The organism is Sorangium sp. So ce1153, from assembly GCF_051521595.1.
Lineage (GTDB): Bacteria > Myxococcota_A > Polyangia > Polyangiales > Polyangiaceae > Sorangium.
In genome coordinates this window covers 8,910,564-8,930,192 of sequence record NZ_CP150361.1, presented here as the reverse complement: position 1 = coordinate 8,930,192, position 19,629 = coordinate 8,910,564, and the positions used below count along the sequence as shown (strand labels likewise).

Sequence of the window (19,629 nt, the reverse complement as noted above, 5' to 3'; positions counted from 1 at the left end):
CACAAGCCGTGGCGCCCAGCCCCCGCGCAGGAGCGAAGAGCGCGAGCAGCAGCGCCAGGCCATCGCGCAGTACCGGCGAGCCTGCGAGCGCTGACAGGAGCGGCCGAGCAGGGGGCGCACCGCGTCCATGCTAACGCGCCCCCTCCAGGGGGTGGACGCGGAGCGGTCAGCCCCGCGAACGTTCGACCGGGGCGGGGGCACGTTCCGGCGAGCCGAGGTAGTCACGCGCCGACATCGACGGCGCGGGAAGCGCAGCGACGACCGGGGACAGCGAGGCGACGGGCGATGGTGCGGGGAGCGCAGCGACGATCGGCACAGGGCGGAGCGCTGGCAGCTCCTGCGCACCATGCGCCGCTGATATCTGCGATGGATCGCGCCATGTGATCCTGATCTGCTTGTCCTTCGTCGCCTCGACTTTCGAGGAGAACGCGCGGATTAGCGTTCGCTGGATGTCTACATGCAAGATGCTCCACTCGTCGACTATCTGCTGGACATACGCATGCGCGTGCTTCCGGGTCTCGATGGTGTCGTTGCCCACCATGTCTTTGAACTCGGTTTCCTTTGCTTCGATTGCTGCGAGCGCGTCATCGAGGCGATTCAGTTCTACCTTCACGTCCTCGACCGTGAAGAGCCCCTTCGCGACAAACTCCACGACGCGCTGTCGCGAGATCTTGATCTCCCGCCGCTGGGCGGCAAAATCCGGCTTTTCGATCTGGCGCGGCGGCCTGGTGAGCGAGGTGAGTAGCGAGCGAGCAAACGCCAGGAACTGCGCTCCCACAGCGGCGTCCGCTTCCGGCTGACGGAGCCATGCGGAGGACTTGCACCGCACGCCCTTCTCTTTCTGCTCAACATGGCCGCGGCAGACGTAGTAGCCGACTTTGTGTCGGCTGCTGCGGGGTACCGGAATCGCGGCAACGCTGCCGCCGCATTCTGCGCAACGGCAGATGCCTCGCAGCAAGTGGTTGGCGGTCGCAGACTCGGCTTGTGGCTTTCTCCCGCGGCGCCGGTCTCTCAGTGCAAGCTGGACGTTGTTGAAGGTCTCGTCGTCGATGATCGCCTCATGCGCGGGGATCCATTCAGCCGGAAGTTGCACGGCGCCGCGTGTCGCCTTCGGCCGCACGGCGGTTTTTGCAATGCGGCCCGTATAGACGCGGTTACGCAGCGCGATGAGCACCCAGGCGCGTCCGAACGCTTTGACGTTGCCGTACTCCTGGCGAAGCCGCTTCGCGATCTCGAGCACGCTGCAGCCTTCGAGCGAGAGCGCAAACATGCGGCGCACCACCGCGGCGTGCTCCGGAACCACGCGGAGCGGCAGCGGCGTCTTCGTTCCTTTGGGCTTCGGCTGGCGTTCGTAGCCGAACGGCGGCTGCCCCTCGACGAAGTACCCCTGGACGCGCAGGTGCTTGCGCCCGCCCTCGGTCCGCTCCTTGATCCGACGCCGCTCCTGTTCCGCGCCGACCGCCCAGTTGGCCAGCGTGTCCTCTGCCATCGGCGAGCGCGAATCGAAGCCCTTGTCAATGGCGACGAACACGGCGCCCTTGCGCATGATCTGCCGGACGTTCTTCACGATGAAGACCACGTCGCGGCCGAAGCGGTCGATGTCCGTCACGATCACCATGTCGCCGCGGCGGACGTCGGCCAGGAGAGCGGCGACCTTCTTCCTGTTCGCTTCGTTCTCCTCGCCGCCGCTCTCGACTTCCGGAAACAAGATCGGCTCCGGGAGCGCGTGGAGCCGGCAGTAGTTGCCGATCTTCTCGGCCTGGGCTTCCAGGGAGACGCCGGCGATCTCCTGCTCCCTCGTCGAGACGCGCGGGTAGCCGAGCGTCCGCCGGATCGCGGTGTTGGGGGTTGCGTCTCGCATTTGTTTCACCTGTCCGAAAGGTTGATCCTACTCTGGCCGACCAAGCTGAGCAAATCGCCGGTTTCAGCCGGATTTTCCGCCTCTCCTGCGTCTACTAAAAGCTCCGCGGCTCTGGGAAGGAGGGGTCGCGGCCCTCGTGGGTGGCGCGCCGGTGGCGCGGCAGCTCGGCGAGCTCGCCCGGCGGGAGCTCGTCCTGCGGCGGCACGAGGTGCGCATCGCCGGCGAGGTCGAATACCAGTTCCGCCACGCGCTGGTGCGGGAAGCCGCCTACGGCATGCTCACCGAGCGCGACCGCCGCGTCGGGCACGCGCTCGCGGGCGAGTGGTTGGACCGGGCTGGCGGCGCTGACGCCATGGCGCTGGCCGAGCATTTCGAGATCGGCGGCGCGCCGGCGCGGGCGGCGGACGCCTACTTGCGCGCGGCCGAGGAGGCGCTCCGGGGCGGCGATCTCGGCGCGGCGGTCGAGCGGGCTGACCGCGGTCTCCGCGGCGGTGCCGCCGGAGACACGGCAGGCAGGCTCCGCCGGGTCCAGGCGGAGGCCCATGTGTGGCGCGGCGATCTCTCCCTGGCCGTGGAGCGAGGCGCGGAGGCGGTCGAGCGGATCGAGCGCGGCTCGGCCGCATGGTTCTCGGCCATCACGCAGGCGGTCATCGCGCTGTCCAAGCTGGGCCGGCTCGATGAGATAGAGCGCTGGATGACCCTGGCGGCAGGCACAATCGCCACGGTCGAAGCGCAGAGCGTCAAGCTCGTCTGCCTCGCCAACGGCGCGACCCAACTGACCGTTGTCGGTCGCTACGCGGAGGGGCGCTCGCTCGTCGAGACCGTCGAGCGCGCTTTCATGAACATCAACGTACGAGACGTGAGGGCAATCGCGCAGCTCCACGAAGCGCGCTCTTGCCTCGCCATCTGCACGGGCGATCTGGTCGCCGGCATGGAGAGGATGGGCGTCGCGCTCCGCGCCTTCGAGCAGGCCGGTGATCACCGGAATGCCTGCAGCGCACGCGCCGGTCTGGGCTGCGCTCACGCGGAGCTCGGCGACTTCAAGGGGGCCGAGACGATGCTGCGCGCGGCCCTGGAGGAGGCCGACCGGATGCACTTGCACGACCTGAAGCTCGCCTCGAAAGCGAACCTCGCGCAGGTCCTCACCTATCGCGGCCAGCTCGTCGAGGCGCGGGCGCTTGCCGAGGCCGCTGCGTCGGAGAGCCAGCAAGCGGGCATCGTGCGCACAGAGCTGTTCGCTCGCTGCTACCTCGCCAAGGTTTGCGTCGCCCTCGGCGATCTCGATGCCGCCGAGCGCGAAGCGCGCGCCGCGGTTGCGCTCTCGCCGAGCGCCCCGACGCTCGGCGTGCAGGCCTCCGCGGTCCTTGCTCGCGCGCTGCTGGGGCTCGGCCGCACCGAGGAGGCCATCACGACGGCCGCCGAGGCGAGCTCCCTGCTGGAGTCGTTCGGCACGCTCGAAGAGGGCGAGTCGCTGGTGCGGCTGGCCTTCGTCGAGGCGCTCGCAGCGGGTGGAAGGCAGGACGAGGCCGCCGCCGCGATCGCGTCCGCCAGGGCGGCGCTGCTCGCGCGCGCCGACAAGCTCAGCGACCCGGGCTGGCGCGGGCGCTTCCTGCGCGACGTCCCGGAGAACGCCCGCACGCTCGACCTCGCGCGGCAGTGGCTCGGCCGGTAGCTGAAGCCGCCGTGCTGGCCGGCCCGCCTCCGGCTGCCTGAGCTCCTTTTTGCCAAGGCCGCTCAAGTTGCCTGTGATTCCGAGACCTCCTGCTGAGGATCACCCCCGCGGCGCTTGCAGCATGCGCTGACGGCAGACAAAAGGTCACGATGTTCATCGGCGACCCTTCGCCCATCTGTCGAGCTGTCCGGCTCGAGGGAGAGACGTTCTGAAGGCTACGCCGGATCGTCCGTGCCTCTGGCCGGACCGGGGGGCGGCGAGCCCTGGCATGTCCGGGAACTTTCCGACGCACGACCCCTGCAAGAGGGGGCAGGTCGCGGATGAGCTGCAGCTGAAGGCGGCCCTCCTCGATCAGGTCAGCGAGGTGGCCTTCGCCTGGGAGCTCGGCGGCACGCGCGGCATCGTGTACTTTGGCCCTGGAGCCGAGCAACTCTACGGCTTCCCGGCGCGTGAAGCCATCGGGCGGTCGAGCCACGCTCTCCTGTCCACCGTGTTCCCGGTGCCGCTCTCGCACATCGAGAGCGTGCTCGAGCGCGAAGGCCGCTGGGCGGGCGAGCTCCAGCACACGACCCGCGATGGGCGGCAGCTCCTGCTCGAGAGCCGGATGCGGCTCGTCGAGCGGATCGAGGGGAACGAGCGCCGGCGGCTGGTCCTGGAGACGGGGCGCGACATCACCGTCCGCTGGCGCGCCGAGGAGGGCCTGCGCAAGAGCGAGGAGCGGTTGCGGCTGGCCCTCGAGGGCGGCCAGCTCGGCATCTGGGAGTGGGATGTGCCGAGCGGACACGTCTTCTGGTCGCGCGAGGCGTTCGAGCTCGTGGGCGTCAGCGATGCGCAGCTCGGCAGCCACGTGGACGGCTTCACCCGGCTGATGCACCCCGACGACAGGGACGCCGTGTGGGCGCAGGTCGAGAGCGCGCTGCGCGGGGAGGCAGAGTACTCGTGCGAGTTCCGCATCATCGACTCCAGCGGTCGCGAGCGCTGGATCTACAGTCGCGGGCTGGTGCAGCGGGACCGCGAGGGGCGGCCGCTCCGGATGACGGGCGTGCTCGGCGACATCACCGCCCGGAAGCTCGCCGAGCTGGCCCTGCGCGAGAGCGAGGCGCGCTTCCGGAACATGGCGGATCACGCGCCCGTCATGATCTGGGTCACGGGCCCCGACGGGTCCTGCTCGTACGCCAACCGGAGCTGGCTGGACTTCACGGGGCAGACCGAGTCGGCCGTCCTCGGCCTCGGCTGGCTCGAGGCGGTCCACCCCGAGGATCGGCCGGCGGCAGCGGAGGCGTTCCTGCGGGCCAGCGGGCGGGGCGAGGCCTACAGGACGGATTTCCGCGTGCGCCGCAGCGACGGCGTGTACCGCTGGTGCCTCGACTCGGCGTCGCCGCGGCTCGGCCCGCGCGGCGAGTACCTCGGCTACATCGGCTCGATCATCGACATCACCGAGCGCAAGAACGCGGAGCTCCTGCTGCAGGAGAGCGAGGACCGGCTCCGCCGCGCGGTGATGGCGGCCCCGTTTCCCATGATGATTCACGCCGAGGACGGGCAGATCATCAACATGAACCGCGCGTGGCTGGACCTCAGCGGGTACACCCGCGAGCAGCTCCCCACCGTCGAAGCGTGGACCGAGAGGGCCTACGGCCCGCGGAAGGGCGCCGTCCGCGCCGCGATCGAGGTCATCTATGGCCTGGAGGGCAAGCCGATCGAGAACGAGTTCACCATCACCACGGCGAGCGGCGCCCGGCGCACGTGGGCGTTCAGCGGCGCGCCGCTCGGGAAGGACGCGGCGGGGAGGCGCCTCGTCATCAGCGCTGCCCACGATATCACCGAGCGGAAGCGGATCGCCGACGCGCTCCGCGAGACCGAGGCGCGGTTCCGGGAGCTGGCCGACGCGATGCCGCAGATCGTCTGGACGGCGGGCCCCGACGGCCATGTCGATTACTTCAATCGCCAGTGGCACGAGCGCACCGGCACGACGGAGGCCCAGGCGCTCGGTGAGGGCTGGGTCTCCGCCTTGCACCAGGACGATCGCGAGAGGTGCCTGGCCTTGTGGCACCGAGCGGTCGTGACCGGCGAACCCTATGAGATCGAATACCGCCTCGGGGGTGCCGCCGGCCGCGAGCACCGCTGGTATCTGGGCCGCGGCGTGCCTGTCCGCGGGCCGGACGGCGACATCGTGCGGTGGTATGGCACCTGCACAGACATCCACGACCAGAAATGTGCGGAGGCGAGGCTGAAGGAGGCGGATCAGCGCAAGGACGAGTTCCTGGCGATGCTGGCGCACGAGCTGCGCAATCCGCTCGGGCCCATCCGCAACGCGGTCGAGATCCTGCGGCGCGTCGCGGGGGAGCAGCGGTCGCTCGCGCGGGCGTGCGGCGTGATCGATCGGCAGGTGTCGCACATGGCCCGGCTGGTGGACGACCTGCTCGACGTCTCGCGCGTGGCGCGCGGGAGGATCCAGCTCCGGAAGGAGCGCTGCGACCTGGCCAGGCTGCTCCGGCAGACCGTCGAGGACTACCGCAGCACGCTGGAGGCGAGCGGCCTGTCGCTCGCGCTGGAGCTGCCGGCCGAGCCGGTCTGGGTCTCTGGCGATCCCACGCGGCTGTCGCAGGCGGTCAGCAACGTGCTGCACAACGCCAACAAGTTCACCGACGCCGGGGGCCGGGTGACGTTCATGCTGTCAGCGACCTCGGAGAGCTCCGCGACCATCCTCGTCCGCGACACGGGCATCGGGATGGATCCGGCGATCCTGGGGCGCATGTTCGAGCCGTTCAGCCAGGCCGATCGGAGCCTGGATCGCAGCCGGGGCGGGCTCGGCCTGGGGCTGTCGCTCGTGAAGGGCGTGGTCGAGCTCCACGGCGGCACGGTGTCGGCCGAGAGCGCGGGCATCGGTCATGGGACCGAGATCGCCCTCCATCTGCCGCTCTCGCGGGGGCCCGAGTCGTCCCCGGAGCGCGCGGCGCCGTCGTCATGTGTCGACTCGAGATCGCTGCGCATCCTGATCATCGAGGACAACCAGGACGCCGCCGAGACCCTGCAGGCGCTCCTCATCATGGATGGCCATCGGGTCGAGGTGGCCCTTTCCGGTCATGCCGGCGTGGAAGCGGCCCGCTCGTTCCGGCCGGAGGTCATCCTGTGTGACATCGGTCTCCCCGGCGGCATGGATGGATATGGTGTGGCGCGGGCCCTGAGAGGGAGCGCGGGGGAGGGGAGCGCGGGTGAAGGGAGCACGGGCACCTCGCCCTGGCTGATGATCGCGCTGACCGGCTATGGCCAGGAGGAGGATCGGCGTCGTGTGCTGGAAGCCGGCTTCGACGTGCACGTCATCAAGCCGCTGGATCCGCGCTCTCTGCAGGAGCTCCTGGCCTCGCTGCCGATCCCGGCGTGAGGCGGCCGGCGGCGTTCCTGGACCTTGGCGCGATCAGGCGCGGATCACGGCGACCTCGCGGCCGGCGGGGGTCAAAGCGGATTCGCGGCGGGTGCGCTCGGCGATGGGAGGCTGCCCCGAGCGCTGGTCGAAGAGGATGAGCCAGCCGCGCTGGAGCCCCAGCCCGGCGAGGTACTCGTCCAGCTGGGCGAGCCCCTCGGCCAGCGGATCGGGGCGACCGTCGCGCCAGACCTTGAGCTCGATCGCGAGCGTCGCGCCGGCGTAGCGAACGCAGAGGTCCATCCTGCCCCGGCCGATGGCGTACTCGCGGTCGACCGTGCCGCCGCCGTTCACGACGCGGTGGAGGAAGGCCATGAGGACGAGGTGCGGCGCGATCTCGTGGTAGGGCGCCACGCCGAGGAGCGTCTCGCCGTGCTGGCGCCAGAAGGACAGAAAGGCGTCGAGGAGACGATCGGCGTCGAGGCGGCCGTCCTCGGTGAGCCAGGTGGCTTTGATCTGGGGCAGCGATGCGCGGATCGGAAATGCGAGCTCGCGGACGATGATCTCGCGGTAGATGGGATTGGCGATGTCGAGACCGCCTTGCGAGGTCATGCGCACGAGACCTAGATCGACGGCGAAACGAAGGTCGTCAGGAGGCACATCGGGCAGCGTGGAGCCGGCGAGCATGGGCTCGATCACGGCGCGGATGCGCGGCTCGCGCAGGCGCTCCACGAGGCTGTCGAGGTGGGTGTCCTGCCGCTCGATGAGGATCTCCTTGGCGCGATCGACGTCCGCGATCGTGATGGCCTGCGCGCGATCCTTGACCAGGACATCGACGAGCTGGCGGGCGAGCGCGTTGACGAGCCACGGCTGGCCCCGGGTGAGCCCGACAGCGCGATCGACCGCATCTGGCTGAAACACCTGGCCTGTGTCCGAGGTGTGCTGGGCGTAGAGCGCGGCGACCTCGTCGCGGGTGAAGTTGCGCAGCGTGAGCGACTCGACCTTGATGTTGAAGGGGCTCGACGTGCCGAGCCGGTCGCCGCCGCCGGACGCGACCTTGTAATCGCGCACGTCGCGCAGCCCGATCAGCGCGAGCGCATGCGGGAAGCCGCGCGGGCGACCCGGGTACCCGCTCCGGAGCTGACGAAGCACCGACACCAGCGTCGTGTCTCGCAGGGCGTCGATCTCATCGATGAACACGACGAGCGGCCGCGACGCAGCCTGGGCCCAGGCGCCGAGCGCGGCCCCGATGCGCTGCCCGGGCGGCGCATCCGGGAACGGCGGCGGCCCGAGCTCGGCCGGTAGCTGCCACGTGGCGGTGCGGCGCCACTCCGCGAGCACGGCGAGCTCCGCCGCTCCGGGGTCGTCCGGGAACGGAGCACCGACCTCCATCGAGACGAGGATCGCCAGGTAACGCCCTTCGCGCGTGAGCGCCTCGGCGAGCGTCAGCAGCGAGGTCGTCTTTCCGATCTGCCGCGGCGCGTGCAGGACGAAGTAGGATTTGCGGTCGATGAGGTCGCGTACCCCGGGCAGGCGCTCTTCCGGGGGGAGCATGTAGTGATCGGCCGGATTGCAGGGGCCTGCCGTGTTGAACCAGCGTCGCATCGCACCGCGAGTCTAGGGACCCGAGCGCGGCGTAGCCAGCGCGCGCTGGCGGCGGGGCTCGCTCGACTTACGTCCGGCCCGCCGTCACTTCGTGGCGAGCTTCGTGAGGTCCAGCATCTCGTCCACGTCCGGCATCACGATGAGGTCGCACCGGCGGTTCTTCTGCTTGCCGGCCGGCGTGGCGTTGTTCGCGATGGGGTCGGTGTCCCCGAACCCGGCCGCGCTCCAGTGGCGCGTCGGCAGCTGGCCTTCCTTGCCGATCAGGAACAGCAGCACGGCCCGCGCGCGCATCAGCGACAGCCCCCAGTTGTCGTAGTACGGACCGTTCTTGTAGGGCTGGCTGTCCGTGTGCCCGGCGACCTGGTAGTCGCGATCCACCAGCGACTTGTCGCCCCGGATGACGTCCGCGATCTTCTTCAGGATCGCCTGGCCGTCCTTGCTCAGGGTGTCCTTGCCCGAGTCGAAGAGGACGTCGCCGGGCAGCGAGATGACCATCCGGTTCCTGCGGACCTGGACCTCCAGGCCGAGCTTGGTCAGCTCCTCGAGCTTCTTCCGGAGCAGGTCGAACCGCGCCTGGATCGCCTCGAGCTGCTTGGCGCGCGCCTTGTACTCCGCCAGCGCCTTCTCGCGGTCCTCCAGCGTCGAGCTCATCTTCGAGATGTCGGCGCCCTGGTCCGCGAGCTTCTTCTCGAGCTCCTCGACGCGCTGCTTCGCATCGGCGAGCTCCTTCTCGAGGTCCGCCTCCCTCTTCTGGCTCCGGTTCTGGAGCGAGTTGTACTTGTCGAGCTGCGCCTTCCACTCCTGCTCGGAGTGGCCGCAGCCCGCAGCCAGCAACGACGACAGCACGAGCGGTAGTGCGATGAGTGTCCGGTTCATGAGCGCTTTCTCCATGGCTCCGTCAGGCGGAGCGGGATGCTGCGGCCAGGAGCCTCGCTCAGCTCGGGCGAGAGATCCAGAGGGGAGGACGGCGAGGTCCGGCCGTCCGGGCGGCCGGATGCCGGCGGGACAGGTGAAGATCAGGGCTTCGGCGGAGGAGGCATCAGGTCCAGCGGCGCCGCTCGCGGCGCCGGCCGACGCGGGGCCGCCGCGGGGGCCGCAGGCGGAGCTGCGGGCGCAGGCGTCGCCGCAGCCGGCGCAGGCGGAGCTGCGGGCGCAGGCGTCGCCGCGGCCGGCGCAGGCGTCGCCGGCGCGGCGGCCGACGGAGGCGCCGCCGCGGGCGCGGTCGTCGCCGGCGGCTCCAGGCCGCCCGCCGCCTGCGGCTTCTTCACCGAGTGCAGGATGACGAACTCGACGCGCCGGTTCTTCTGGCGCCCGAGGGCGCTCTTGTTGTCCTCGATCGGCCTGTCCGGGCCGTAGCCCTTCGCCACGAGCTGCTTCGCGTCGATGCCCTTGCTCGTCAGGTACGCGACCACGGCCTCGGCGCGCTTCTGCGACAGCGCGCGGTTCATGTCCGCCGGCCCGGCGTTGTCCGTGTGGCCCGCGACCTCCACCTTGAAGATCTCCGGGTGCAGCTTCAGCGCGGAGACCACGGCGTCGAGCACCGCGAAGCTCTGCGCGCCCTGGATCTTGTCGCTGTTGATCGCGAACTCGACGCGCTGGAGGATCTTGATGCTCTCCTCGCCGACCTGCACGAGGCTCGCCCCGCGGTCCGGGCAGCCGTCCAGGTCCTCGACGCCGTTCAGGTTCTCGGGCTGCTTCGGGCACTTGTCCCTGTCGTCCGGGATGCCGTCCGCGTCGGTGTCGGGCAGCTCGTCGGGGCAGCCGTCCTCGTCCTTGAAGCCGTTCTTCACCTCGGGCTGGTCGACGCACTCGTCCTGATTGTCGAGGATGCCGTCGCGGTCGTTGTCCGGGTCGGTGCAGCCGTCCTCGTCCTCGAACCCGTCGGTGTCCTCGGCCGCGTCGGGGCACTTGTCGGCCGGATCCGCCACGCCGTCCTCGTCCTTGTCGGGGCAGCCGTAGTACTCCGGCGTGAGCACGCGCCCCGGCTGATCCGGGCACTTGTCCTGCGCGTCGGCGACGCGATCCTTGTCGCGGTCGGCCATCTCGTCGGGGCAGCCGTCCTTGTCGTCGAGGCCGTTGATGACCTCCGCCTTGACCGGGCAGCGGTCGCTCTCGTCGGGCACGCCGTCCGAGTCCCCGTCGTCCTCGGGGCAGCCGTCCTCGTCGGCGATCCCGTCCCTGTCCTCGGGCTGCGCCGGGCACCGGTCCGCCCCGTCGGCGACGCCGTCGGCGTCCTCGTCCCCGGGCTCGTGCACGAAGAGGATCCCCGCGATGGCGCGCGCGGCGGGCACCCCGATGCCCTGGACGACGCCCGCGCCCCCGCCGACGGTGAACACGAGGCCGAGGTCGCGCGGCGCGATCTGGAGCGCGCCGTCGACCTCGAGCGAGTTCGTCCCGCCCTGCGCGCTGAACTCGGTCGCGCCGTACCCCTCGGCGATCGCGCGGAGCGCCGGCGTGATCTGGTAGCCGAGCCCCCCGCCGTAGCGGAGCTCGACCGGGCCGACCTCCGTCGCCGCGATCCGCGCCGCCTCCGGCAGGAGCTTGCCGCGCAGGTTGAGCCCGAACGACAGCGGCCCCGCGCTGCCGTCCAGGATGAGCCGCAGCCCCGCGGTCACCGGCGACGAGCTGCCCAGGTAGCTCCCCTCGCTGGTCGCGTGCCCGAGCGGGAAGCTGACGTCGGCGGCGGCGCCGAGCACCAGCGGATCGCGCGGCCCGCCGAGGAACCGCACCTTCGCCTCGAGGGTCGGGTCGCCCGCGCCGAACGCCTTCAGCCCTTCAGCGGCCGGCGCGCCTGTCGCGGCGTCGATGCCCTGGCCGCTCACGTACGCGACGGGGAAGCGCAGGCCGGCCTGGAGCCACGGCGTGGGCGTGATCGACGCGAGCAGGTTCCAGGTGAGCATGTCCGAGATGACCGGCACCTCCTGCTTCCCGGTCGCGCCGGGGGCGGAGCAGTCGGTCGCGGAGACGCAGCGATCGACGACGAACGGCTCCCGGGCGTAGTCGAACAGGAGGCCCGCCGTGACCCCGAGCGACGCTTCCATCCGGGCGCCCTCGACGCTCAGGTAGTTCCTCGACCCCGGCGCCGGCTCGAACCGCTGCGCCGAGAACTCCCCCTCGAGGACCGCCTCCTGCGCGCGCGCCACGTTCGAGACGAGCCCCACCCCGGCGCATACGATCGACAGCAGACACAGCGCTCGCAGCGTTCTCATCTATCCCCTTTCAGCCATCTTCCCGTGAGCGCCCTGCAGCGCACAGCGCGGTGCAGGGCGTACGTGCGCTGGGACAGAGGCGCTCCGCGCGGACGGTGAGGCGAGTACAGCAGCCGAGGCGCGCGGCGGCATCCACCGCAACGTGAGCGAATCTTCCCGGATCGCGCGCAGATTTCCAAGGGGGCTCAAATCGCGCGCGGCCCCCGCCGCGGCCTCGCGCGAGCGGCGACGCCGCCGCGCGCTCGCGCCCACCAGCTCGCGCGCACCAGGACGGCGGCTCGGGTGCTGCCTGGACGACCCCGGTGCGCTCCCGGGGCCGGGTTCCAGGGGTCGGGGCCGAGCGGCGCCTTGACCACACCGGCCGGGCATGAGACATCGGCCCCCGGCTCCGGGCCACCGAGAGCTCGGAACCTCAACCTCTTCCTGCGCGCGGGGCAGAAAACGCGCGAACGAACCAAGCAGATGCCCATCTCGTCGCGGTCTCCGGGAACGTCGTGCAGCCCTGGCACCCCTCGCCGTCGCCTCCGGTCGGGCCTCGCGCTCGCGCTCGTGCTGGGCGCGTCCTCCGCGTCCGCCCAGCCGGCGCGCCGGCCGGCCCAGCCGCCGGCGGCCCCGGCGCAGCCGCCTGCCGGACAGGCGGGCGCTCAGCCCGGCGCCGCCCAGCCCGGCGCCGCGCCGGCGCAGCCCGGCGCCGCTCCTCGCACCGCAGCGCAGCCCGGTGCAGCGCAGCCCGGCGCGGCGCAGCCCGGCGCCGCGCAGCCCGCCCCGGCCCAGCCTGGCGCGGCGCAGCCCGTCCCCGCGCAGCCCGGCGCGGCGCCGGCCGGCGGCGACGACGTGGAGGCCCTCGAGCCCCCGGCCGCGTCACCCGAGCCGCTGATGCCGCCCGCCGGCACCGCCGCTCCCTCCGCGCCGCAGCCGGCCAGGCCGGCGGCCTCGGAGGGGCCCGCGGCCGCCGCGCCGGCCGAGCAGCCGGAGCGGAAGGCGACCCAGGGGGAGGTCGGCGCCCGGCCCAGCGAGGTCTACGCCGAGGACTGGTGGTCTCACGCGCGGCCGACGTTCGAGTTCCACGGCTACTACCGGCTCCGGTGGGAGCTCTTCAACAGCTTCGCCCTCGGGCGCGTCGACGCGCGCGATGAGGCGCTCTGGCCGCAGCCGGCCGACAACTCCTACGACCAGACCCACGCGGTCAACCTCTGCAACCCGAGCGAGAGCAGCACCGGCGGCACGCGCTCGTTCGAGTGGTGCAAGAACGACACCCAGGCTGGCGCGAACATGCGGTTCCGGCTCAACCCCGAGCTGCACATCAGCGACAACCTGCGCATCCTCTCGCAGGTCGATCTCCTCGACAACGTGGTGCTCGGCTCGACGCCGGACGGCTACGTCAACCAGCCGGGCGCGGACGGCTACCGTGTCGCCAGCCGGGGCGGCTACTCGCCGCTCGGGGCCTTCTCAAGCACCCAGTGGGCGCCGAGCGCCGGCGTCAACTCGACGAAGGACTCGATCGCCGTCAAGCGGATCTGGGGTGAGTACATGACCCCGATCGGCCTCCTGCGCTTCGGCCGCATGCCGAACCACTGGGGCCTCGGCATGGTGGCGAACAGCGGCGATGGGTACGACTCCGACTACCAGTCGACCGTCGACCGGCTGATGTTCGTCACCGGCATCAAGAAGTACGACATCTACTTCGCCGGCGCGTGGGACTGGACCAACGAGGGCGCGACGAGCGCCTCCTTCCAGGATCTCGAGGGCCAGCCCTACGACCTCGCCCAGTACGACGACGTCAATCAGTACGTGTTCGTCGCCGTCCGCCGCAAGAACCCGGAGCTCCAGAAGCTCGAGCTCGCCCGCGGCAACATGGTCGTGAACGGCGGTGTCTACTTCGCTTACCGGCAGCAGACGCTGGCGAACGACAGCACCGCCGCCAGCCCCCCGGGCGCCCCCCTCGGTCAGACGGCCGACAACGTCGCGCAGGGGTACGTGCACCGGGGCGCCGAGATGGTCATCCCCGACCTGTGGTTCCAGCTCCTCTACAAGAAGTTCCGCTTCGAGCTGGAGGCGGCGATGATCTACGGGTCCCTCGATTTGCGCGGGCAGGACGAGAGCGATTACGCGAACGTCCTCTCGCCGGACGACAACGGCTGGGGCATCCGGCAGTTCGGGCTCGCGACGCAGGCCGAGCTCATCGAGATGGAGGGCCGGCTGCGCGTCCACTTCGGCTTCGGCTACGCGACCGGCGACGACGACGTGCCCTCCCTGGAGCCCCGGGGCAGCGGGATCGGGGCCATGGATCCCCAGAACTCGACCGATCGCACCTACTCGACCTTCCGCTTCCACCCCGACTACCGCGTCGACCAGATCCTCTTCAGGAACATCCTGTCTCGGGTCCAGGGTGCCTATTACTTCCGTCCTGGCGTGGACTGGGACTTCGCTCGTGACAAGAACGGTCAGCGGGCCGGACTCGGCGCCGCGGCCATCTGGAGCCGCGCCTCGGAGTTCGTTCAGGCGCCCGGAAACGCCCGGGATCTCGGCATCGAGCTGAACGCTCAGCTGTACTTCCAGTCGAAGGACGGGACGCTCAACGACGATCCGGACAAGATGGGCGGCTTCTACACGGCGGTGCAGTACGGCGTGCTGTTTCCGCTCGGCGGGCTCGGCCAGCTCCAGGGAGAACAGGCAATCCAGGAGATCGACCTGGAGACAGCCCAGACGGTGCGCTGGTATCTCGGTATTCTCTTCTGAGCTGACGCGCCGACCCGGACTCAACCGTAGCAGTGTGTCTGGAAATAAGCGCTCCGGGCGGCAAAGTGGTCGCGCGGCGCTGGAAGGCGACAACGTCGCCGTGCTCGTCATGAGTCCTGCATGAGCCATCCGGGGCCAAAGGGGCCTTGATCTCGCGACCGTCCTGGACCAAGGATAAGTCCGTCTGGGCGCCAGGGCGCGTCGCGAGGCTGGTTGGTTCACCGAGGAGAACGGATGGGCGAAGGCCGCCGATCTCCGGAGGGACGTGATGGTTCGTCGTCTCTTCATTGCGATGATCTTGGCGACCTCGATGATCCTCGGGGGCACTTCCCCGTCGGTCGCCGAGGACGGCGACACCTCGGCTTTCCGCGACATCGCGGTCGGCAAGGACTACCGGCTGCGGGTGGCGGCGGCGCTGGCGCTCAGCCGGTCGAAGAGCCCGGGCGCGCGGCCGGCGCTCGAGAAGGCGCTCAAGGACGCGCACCCGGCGGTGCGCGCCTCGGCCGCGGCGGCGCTCGGCGCGCTGGGCAACCCGGCGGCCGTCCCGGCGCTCAAGGCGGCGCTCGACACCGAGGGGGCGCCCACCCTGAAGCGCCAGATCCAGGCCGCCATCGAGAAGCTCTCGAAGTCGTCCGCGCGAGCCCGCTTCCTCGTCAGCCTGGGCAAGTTCGAGAACCGCTCCGGCGTGAACGACGCGATGCTCGGGTCGCTGCTCCGGCAGCACACGCGCAGCCGCGTGTCGCAGTTCGCCGACATCGAGATCGTGGCCGACGGCAAGGACGTGGCGGCGGAGGGGAAGACCCGCAAGCTGCCCGCCTTCACGCTGGACGGCTCCGTCACGCAGCTGAGCAAGCGCCACGGGGCTGACGGGGTCGGCTACGCGGCCAAGGTCGAGTACGTGATCCGCGAGATGCCCAGCCAGACGCTGAAGGGTTCGATGATCGGCTCCGCCCAGGCGGTCGCCGAGGCGCGCCGCGCCAAGGGCCGGAGGGAGCTCGCCCAGCTGCAGAGCGACGCTGTCGCCGGCGCGATCGAGAGCGCGCTCCAGCGGGCGCCGCTCGCCCTCGAGGCCGCCTCCGGCACGAGCGGCCTCCCCGCCGGCCGCTGATCCGCCCCCGGGCTCCGCCCCCGCGGCGTGCCCGCCGTCCGCGACCCGCCACGGCGCGCCGGCGGTCGCCGCGTTGCGCCGGCGCGGCCGGTCGCGGCTGAACGACCGGCGCCGAGCCGGTCGCGGCTGAACGACCGGCGACCCGGCGCGTCCTCCACGGAGGCGCCTCCGTGGTGGCGCCTCCGTGGTGGGCGGCGCGGCCCTCGAGCGGGGAGAAGCCGCTGCCCGGTCGTGCTAGACCGCGCCTCCTCCTATGTCCACCGCCACGCCTGCCAGCTCCGACCAGATCCGACGCACGTTCCTCGAGTTCTTCGCCCAGCGCGGCCACGAAGTCGTCCCGAGCGCGCCGCTCGTGCCCCAGAACGATCCGACGCTGATGTTCGTGAACGCGGGCATGGTGCCGTTCAAGGACGTCTTCACCGGCAAGGACAAGCGCCCCTACCAGCGCGCCGCGTCGAGCCAGAAGTGCATCCGGATCAGCGGCAAGCACAACGACCTCGAGAACGTCGGCGTCACCGCGCGCCATCAGACGTTCTTCGAGATGCTCGGCAACTTCAGCTTTGGCGACTACTTCAAGGAAGACGCGATCGCCTTCGCCTGGGAGCTCCTGACCAAGGGGTATGACGTCTCGCCCTCGCGGCTCGTCGTCACCATCTACAACGGCGAGGGGGGCTTCCCGGCCGACGACGAGGCAGCGGCGATCTGGCGCAAGGTCACCGGGTTCGGCGACGACCGGATCCTGCGGCTCGGCCTGGCCGACAACTTCTGGACCATGGGCGACGTCGGCCCGTGCGGCCCCTGCTCGGAGATCCACTTCTTCCACGGGAACGAGCCCGACGTCTCGCGCTTCGGCGAGGAGCCGCGCATCGACGGCACCGGCTGGACCGAGATCTGGAACAACGTGTTCATGCAGTACGAGCGCACCGAGAAGGACGGCCCGCTCGTCCCGCTGCCGGCGCCGAGCATCGACACGGGCATGGGCCTGGAGCGCATCGCGAGCGTGCTCCAGGGGGTGACGGCGAACTACGACACGGACCTGCTCCGGGGGCTGGTCGACAAGGCGGCGGAGCTCAGCGGCAAGCCGTACACGGGGAGCGGCGCCGACGACGACGTGTCGATGCGGGTCATCGCGGATCACGCGCGGACGACGGCGTTCCTGATCGCCGAGGGCGTGATGCCCGAGCGGCAGCGGCGCGAGTACGTGCTCCGCCGGGTGATGCGCCGCGCGATCCGCCACGGGCACCGGCTCGGGATCGACAGGCCGTTCCTGCACGAGGTAGCGCTCGAGGTGGTCCGCCGGATGGGCGACACGTACCCGGAGCTCCGCGACAGGCGGGAGCTCATCGCCCGGGTCACCGAGGACGAGGAGGTCCGCTTCCGCTCCACGCTGAAGCGCGGGATGAAGATCCTGGACGAGCGCTTCGCGGAGATGCGCTCGTCGGGCGAGAGGACGCTCCCGGCCGCGGCGGCCGCGGATCTCTATACCACCTACGGCTTCCCGCTCGACCTGACCCAGGTGATCTGCGCCGAGTCGAACTTCGACGTCGACGTCCCGGGAGCCGAGGCGGTCATCCACGGCGCCGCCGAGGCGGACGGCCCGATCGATCCGACCGCCGCCGTGGACCAGGCGCACCGCTCGGCGCGCGCGGCGCTCGCGCAGCCGGTCGTCTTCACGGGCTACGAGCACGAGGAGGGCGACAGCGAGATCGTCGCGATCATCCGGGTCGAGGTGCAGGGCGAGGGCGACCGGGCGCGCAAGGTGCGGACGCTGGTCGAGCGCGCCGAGGCGGGGGCGGCGGTGGAGATCGTGGTCCGCGAGACGCCTTTCTACGCCGAGTCGGGCGGTCAGGTCGGCGACAGCGGCGAGGTGACGGCCGACGGGGTGCGCGTCGAGGTGACGGACGCGCAGAAGCCGCTCACCGGGCTGGTCGTGCACGAGGGCGTGGTCCGCGAGGGGGCGATCTCGGTGGGCCAGCGCGTCCACCTGGAGGTGGACCACGCGGCGCGGTCGGCGACGCGCCGCAACCACTCGGCGACGCACGTGCTGCACTGGGCGCTGCGCAAGGTGCTCGGCGAGCACGCGCAGCAGAAGGGCTCGCGCGTCGGCCCGGACATCCTCCGCTTCGACTTCACGCACAACCGGCCGCTCACCCGCGAGGAGATCTCGCGGATCGAGGACCTGGTGAACGAGAAGGTCCTCACGAACGACAGGGTGACCACCGAGATCCTCCCGATGGACGAGGCGCGTCGGCGGGGCGCGATGGCGATCTTCGAGGAGAAGTACGGTGACACCGTGCGAATGCTCACGATGACGCCCGAGGTCGTGGAGCTCTGCGGCGGCACGCACGCGCGCGCGCTCGGGGACATCGGGCTGTTCAAGATCACGAGCGAGGGCGGCGTGGCCGCGGGCGTGCGCCGGATCATGGCGACGACCGGGCTGAACGCGCTCGCGTACACGCGGAACGTCGAGGCCGAGATCGCGCGGGCGCGGCAGGTCGCGAAGGCGCAGGGCGGCGACCTCGCCGAGAAGATCGGGAAGATCGTGGCGCACGAGCGGGAGCTCGAGAAGAAGGTCGCGGAGCTCGAGCGGCGGATCCTCGAGGGCGCGGGCCCGGCGCAGGGCGGCGGCGGCGGCATCGACGCGATGCTGGAGGGCGCCCGGGAGATCGGCGGGATCAAGGTGCTGGCGCGCCGGGTGCCGGACGGCACCAACCCGGGCGCGCTGCGCGATCTCGCGGAGAAGCTGCGCGACAAGCTCGGCGATCGCGCGGCGGTGCTGCTTGGCGCGGCCGTGGGCGACAAGGCGCAGCTCGCCGTGATGGTCTCCAAGTCGGCCGCCGAGCGGCTCAAGGCCGGAGAGCTCATCAAGCCGATCGCCCGCATCGTGGGGGGCTCGGGCGGCGGTCGCCCCGACATGGCGCAGGCCGGCGGGACCGACGTCGCGCAGCTCGACGCGGCGATCGCGGCGACCTACGTCGAGGTCGAGCGGGCGCTCGCCTCGTAGCGCCGCGGCGCGCGCCGCGCTCCGCACGCGTGCGGCGCGCGACCGGGTGGTGCTGTCATTTGCCCAGAGAGGGTTCACATGAAGGCGGTAAGGCGGGAAGATCATTGAGATTTTCTTCCCGCCTTACCGCCTTCATGTTCAAATGACAGCACTACCCGCGACCGCGCCGCCGCGGTCAAGCGTCACGCCACTTGGTGCGCGCGAGCGGGAGCAGCCTCTGGTCCTTTCCGCCCCTCCCGCGGCGCGCCGGCAGCCGGACGGGCTCGCCCGGCGCGGCCGCTCGGGGCCGCGCGCCGGGGGCGTGGGCGCCGATGGTCGCGCGCACGATCGGCGGCAGGAACACCGACTCCAGGTCCACGCGCGCGAGCGCGCCCGCGATCGTTGCGATGCGGTCCGGCAGCGACGCGTTGGCGTCGACCAGGATCAGCCGCCGGCCGAGCACCTTGCAGAGCCCGCCGCGCGGATTGCGCGCGTCCGACAGGTGCGGATCGAACGCCTCCATCCTGACGGCGATGCCGACCTTGCTGGCCGCCAGGGTGAGCTCATCGAGCAACCGCGAAAGCTCCACCCACACAGCGTAACCCTCTTATCCGGGAGATGGCAAAGCGCAAAAGCGATGTCGCAGCCGCGCCGGCCGGCGCGCCGGGCTGGCCCGCCCGCGCCGCGCGCCCCGGCGGGGCGCGGCCGCGAAGCCGGCGGCGCGCCGCCCGGGAGCGCTCTCCTTCGTGCGGCTTCGTGCGGCTTTGCCCGGCCCGCGGGGCGCGCCACGTCCAATCGCGTTCTCCATCATCCGATGATCGCGCCGCGCCACGCGGCGGCCAGGGCGGCCGCGCGACAACCGCTCTACCGATCTCCCGTATTCACCTTATCCCGTGCTCCGGACTGGCCGACAGCTGCCCTGTCGTCACATCGATGTTCGCGCGAGCCCCGCGCGCTTCTTTCGTGTGTCGCGTCGTCTGTCGCGTCGTTTGCCGTCGGTTTGTCGCGTCGGTTTGTCGCGTCGGCTGTCGCCTCACGCGGCGCCCCGCGACGAGCGCGCTGTCCTCGCTCGTCACGGGGCGCCGCGGCGC

10 protein-coding genes are annotated in these 19,629 nt (G+C 71.2%); 5 read left to right on the top strand and 5 right to left on the bottom strand.

All coding sequences use genetic code 11. From position 1 onward, the window contains the following. Positions 1-166: 166 nt before the first annotated feature. Positions 167-1,861, bottom strand: a complete 1,695-nt coding sequence (locus WME85_RS32070; protein ID WP_437826861.1) for a recombinase family protein — start codon at positions 1,859-1,861, stop codon at positions 167-169. Positions 1,862-1,997: 136 nt separating this feature from the next. Here WME85_RS32070 and WME85_RS32065 point away from each other — a divergent pair, with 136 nt between their 5' ends. Beyond that, positions 1,998-3,533 carry a hypothetical protein gene (locus WME85_RS32065; protein WP_437826859.1) on the top strand — a complete coding sequence of 512 codons (1,536 nt, stop codon included), beginning with the start codon at positions 1,998-2,000 and terminating at the stop codon, positions 3,531-3,533. 268 nt (positions 3,534-3,801) lie between these two features. After that, the gene (locus WME85_RS32060; RefSeq protein WP_437826857.1) at positions 3,802-6,915 is read left to right on the top strand and encodes a PAS domain S-box protein; all 3,114 of its coding nucleotides are present in this window, start codon (positions 3,802-3,804) and stop codon (positions 6,913-6,915) included. 33 nt (positions 6,916-6,948) lie between these two features. On the opposite strand, the gene WME85_RS32055 is transcribed toward WME85_RS32060, so the two are convergent. The 3 genes from WME85_RS32055 to WME85_RS32045 all read right to left on the bottom strand — a co-directional run bounded on the left by WME85_RS32055 (position 6,949) and on the right by WME85_RS32045 (position 11,708). After that, a complete protein-coding gene (locus WME85_RS32055) occupies positions 6,949-8,499 on the bottom strand; it encodes an ATP-binding protein (RefSeq protein WP_437826855.1) in 1,551 nt (516 codons plus the stop codon). Between the two features lie 84 nt (positions 8,500-8,583). Then, the gene (locus tag WME85_RS32050) at positions 8,584-9,375 is read right to left on the bottom strand and encodes an OmpA family protein (protein WP_437826854.1); all 792 of its coding nucleotides are present in this window, start codon (positions 9,373-9,375) and stop codon (positions 8,584-8,586) included. Positions 9,376-9,515: 140 nt separating this feature from the next. Then, the gene (locus tag WME85_RS32045; protein ID WP_437826852.1) at positions 9,516-11,708 is read right to left on the bottom strand and encodes an OmpA family protein; all 2,193 of its coding nucleotides are present in this window, start codon (positions 11,706-11,708) and stop codon (positions 9,516-9,518) included. Positions 11,709-12,170: 462 nt separating this feature from the next. Between WME85_RS32045 and WME85_RS32040 the strand changes: the two genes are divergently transcribed. From WME85_RS32040 to alaS, 3 genes are all read left to right on the top strand, one after another. Continuing rightward, complete coding sequence (locus tag WME85_RS32040) at positions 12,171-14,447, top strand: TIGR04551 family protein (RefSeq protein WP_437826850.1); 2,277 nt, start codon at positions 12,171-12,173, stop codon at positions 14,445-14,447. Between the two features lie 268 nt (positions 14,448-14,715). Next, positions 14,716-15,555 (top strand): HEAT repeat domain-containing protein, encoded by an 840-nt coding sequence (locus WME85_RS32035; protein ID WP_437826848.1) that lies wholly within the window; start codon positions 14,716-14,718, stop codon positions 15,553-15,555. A 253-nt stretch (positions 15,556-15,808) separates the two neighbouring features. After that, positions 15,809-18,559: an alanine--tRNA ligase gene (gene alaS, locus WME85_RS32030; protein WP_437826846.1), complete on the top strand. Its 2,751-nt coding sequence runs from the start codon at positions 15,809-15,811 to the stop codon at positions 18,557-18,559. A gap of 175 nt (positions 18,560-18,734) precedes the next feature. Here the strand turns inward: alaS and WME85_RS32025 are convergent, their stop codons facing one another. Continuing rightward, on the bottom strand, positions 18,735-19,127 hold the full coding sequence (locus WME85_RS32025) for a hypothetical protein (protein ID WP_437302809.1): 393 nt from the start codon (positions 19,125-19,127) through the stop codon (positions 18,735-18,737). Positions 19,128-19,629 lie beyond the last annotated feature (502 nt).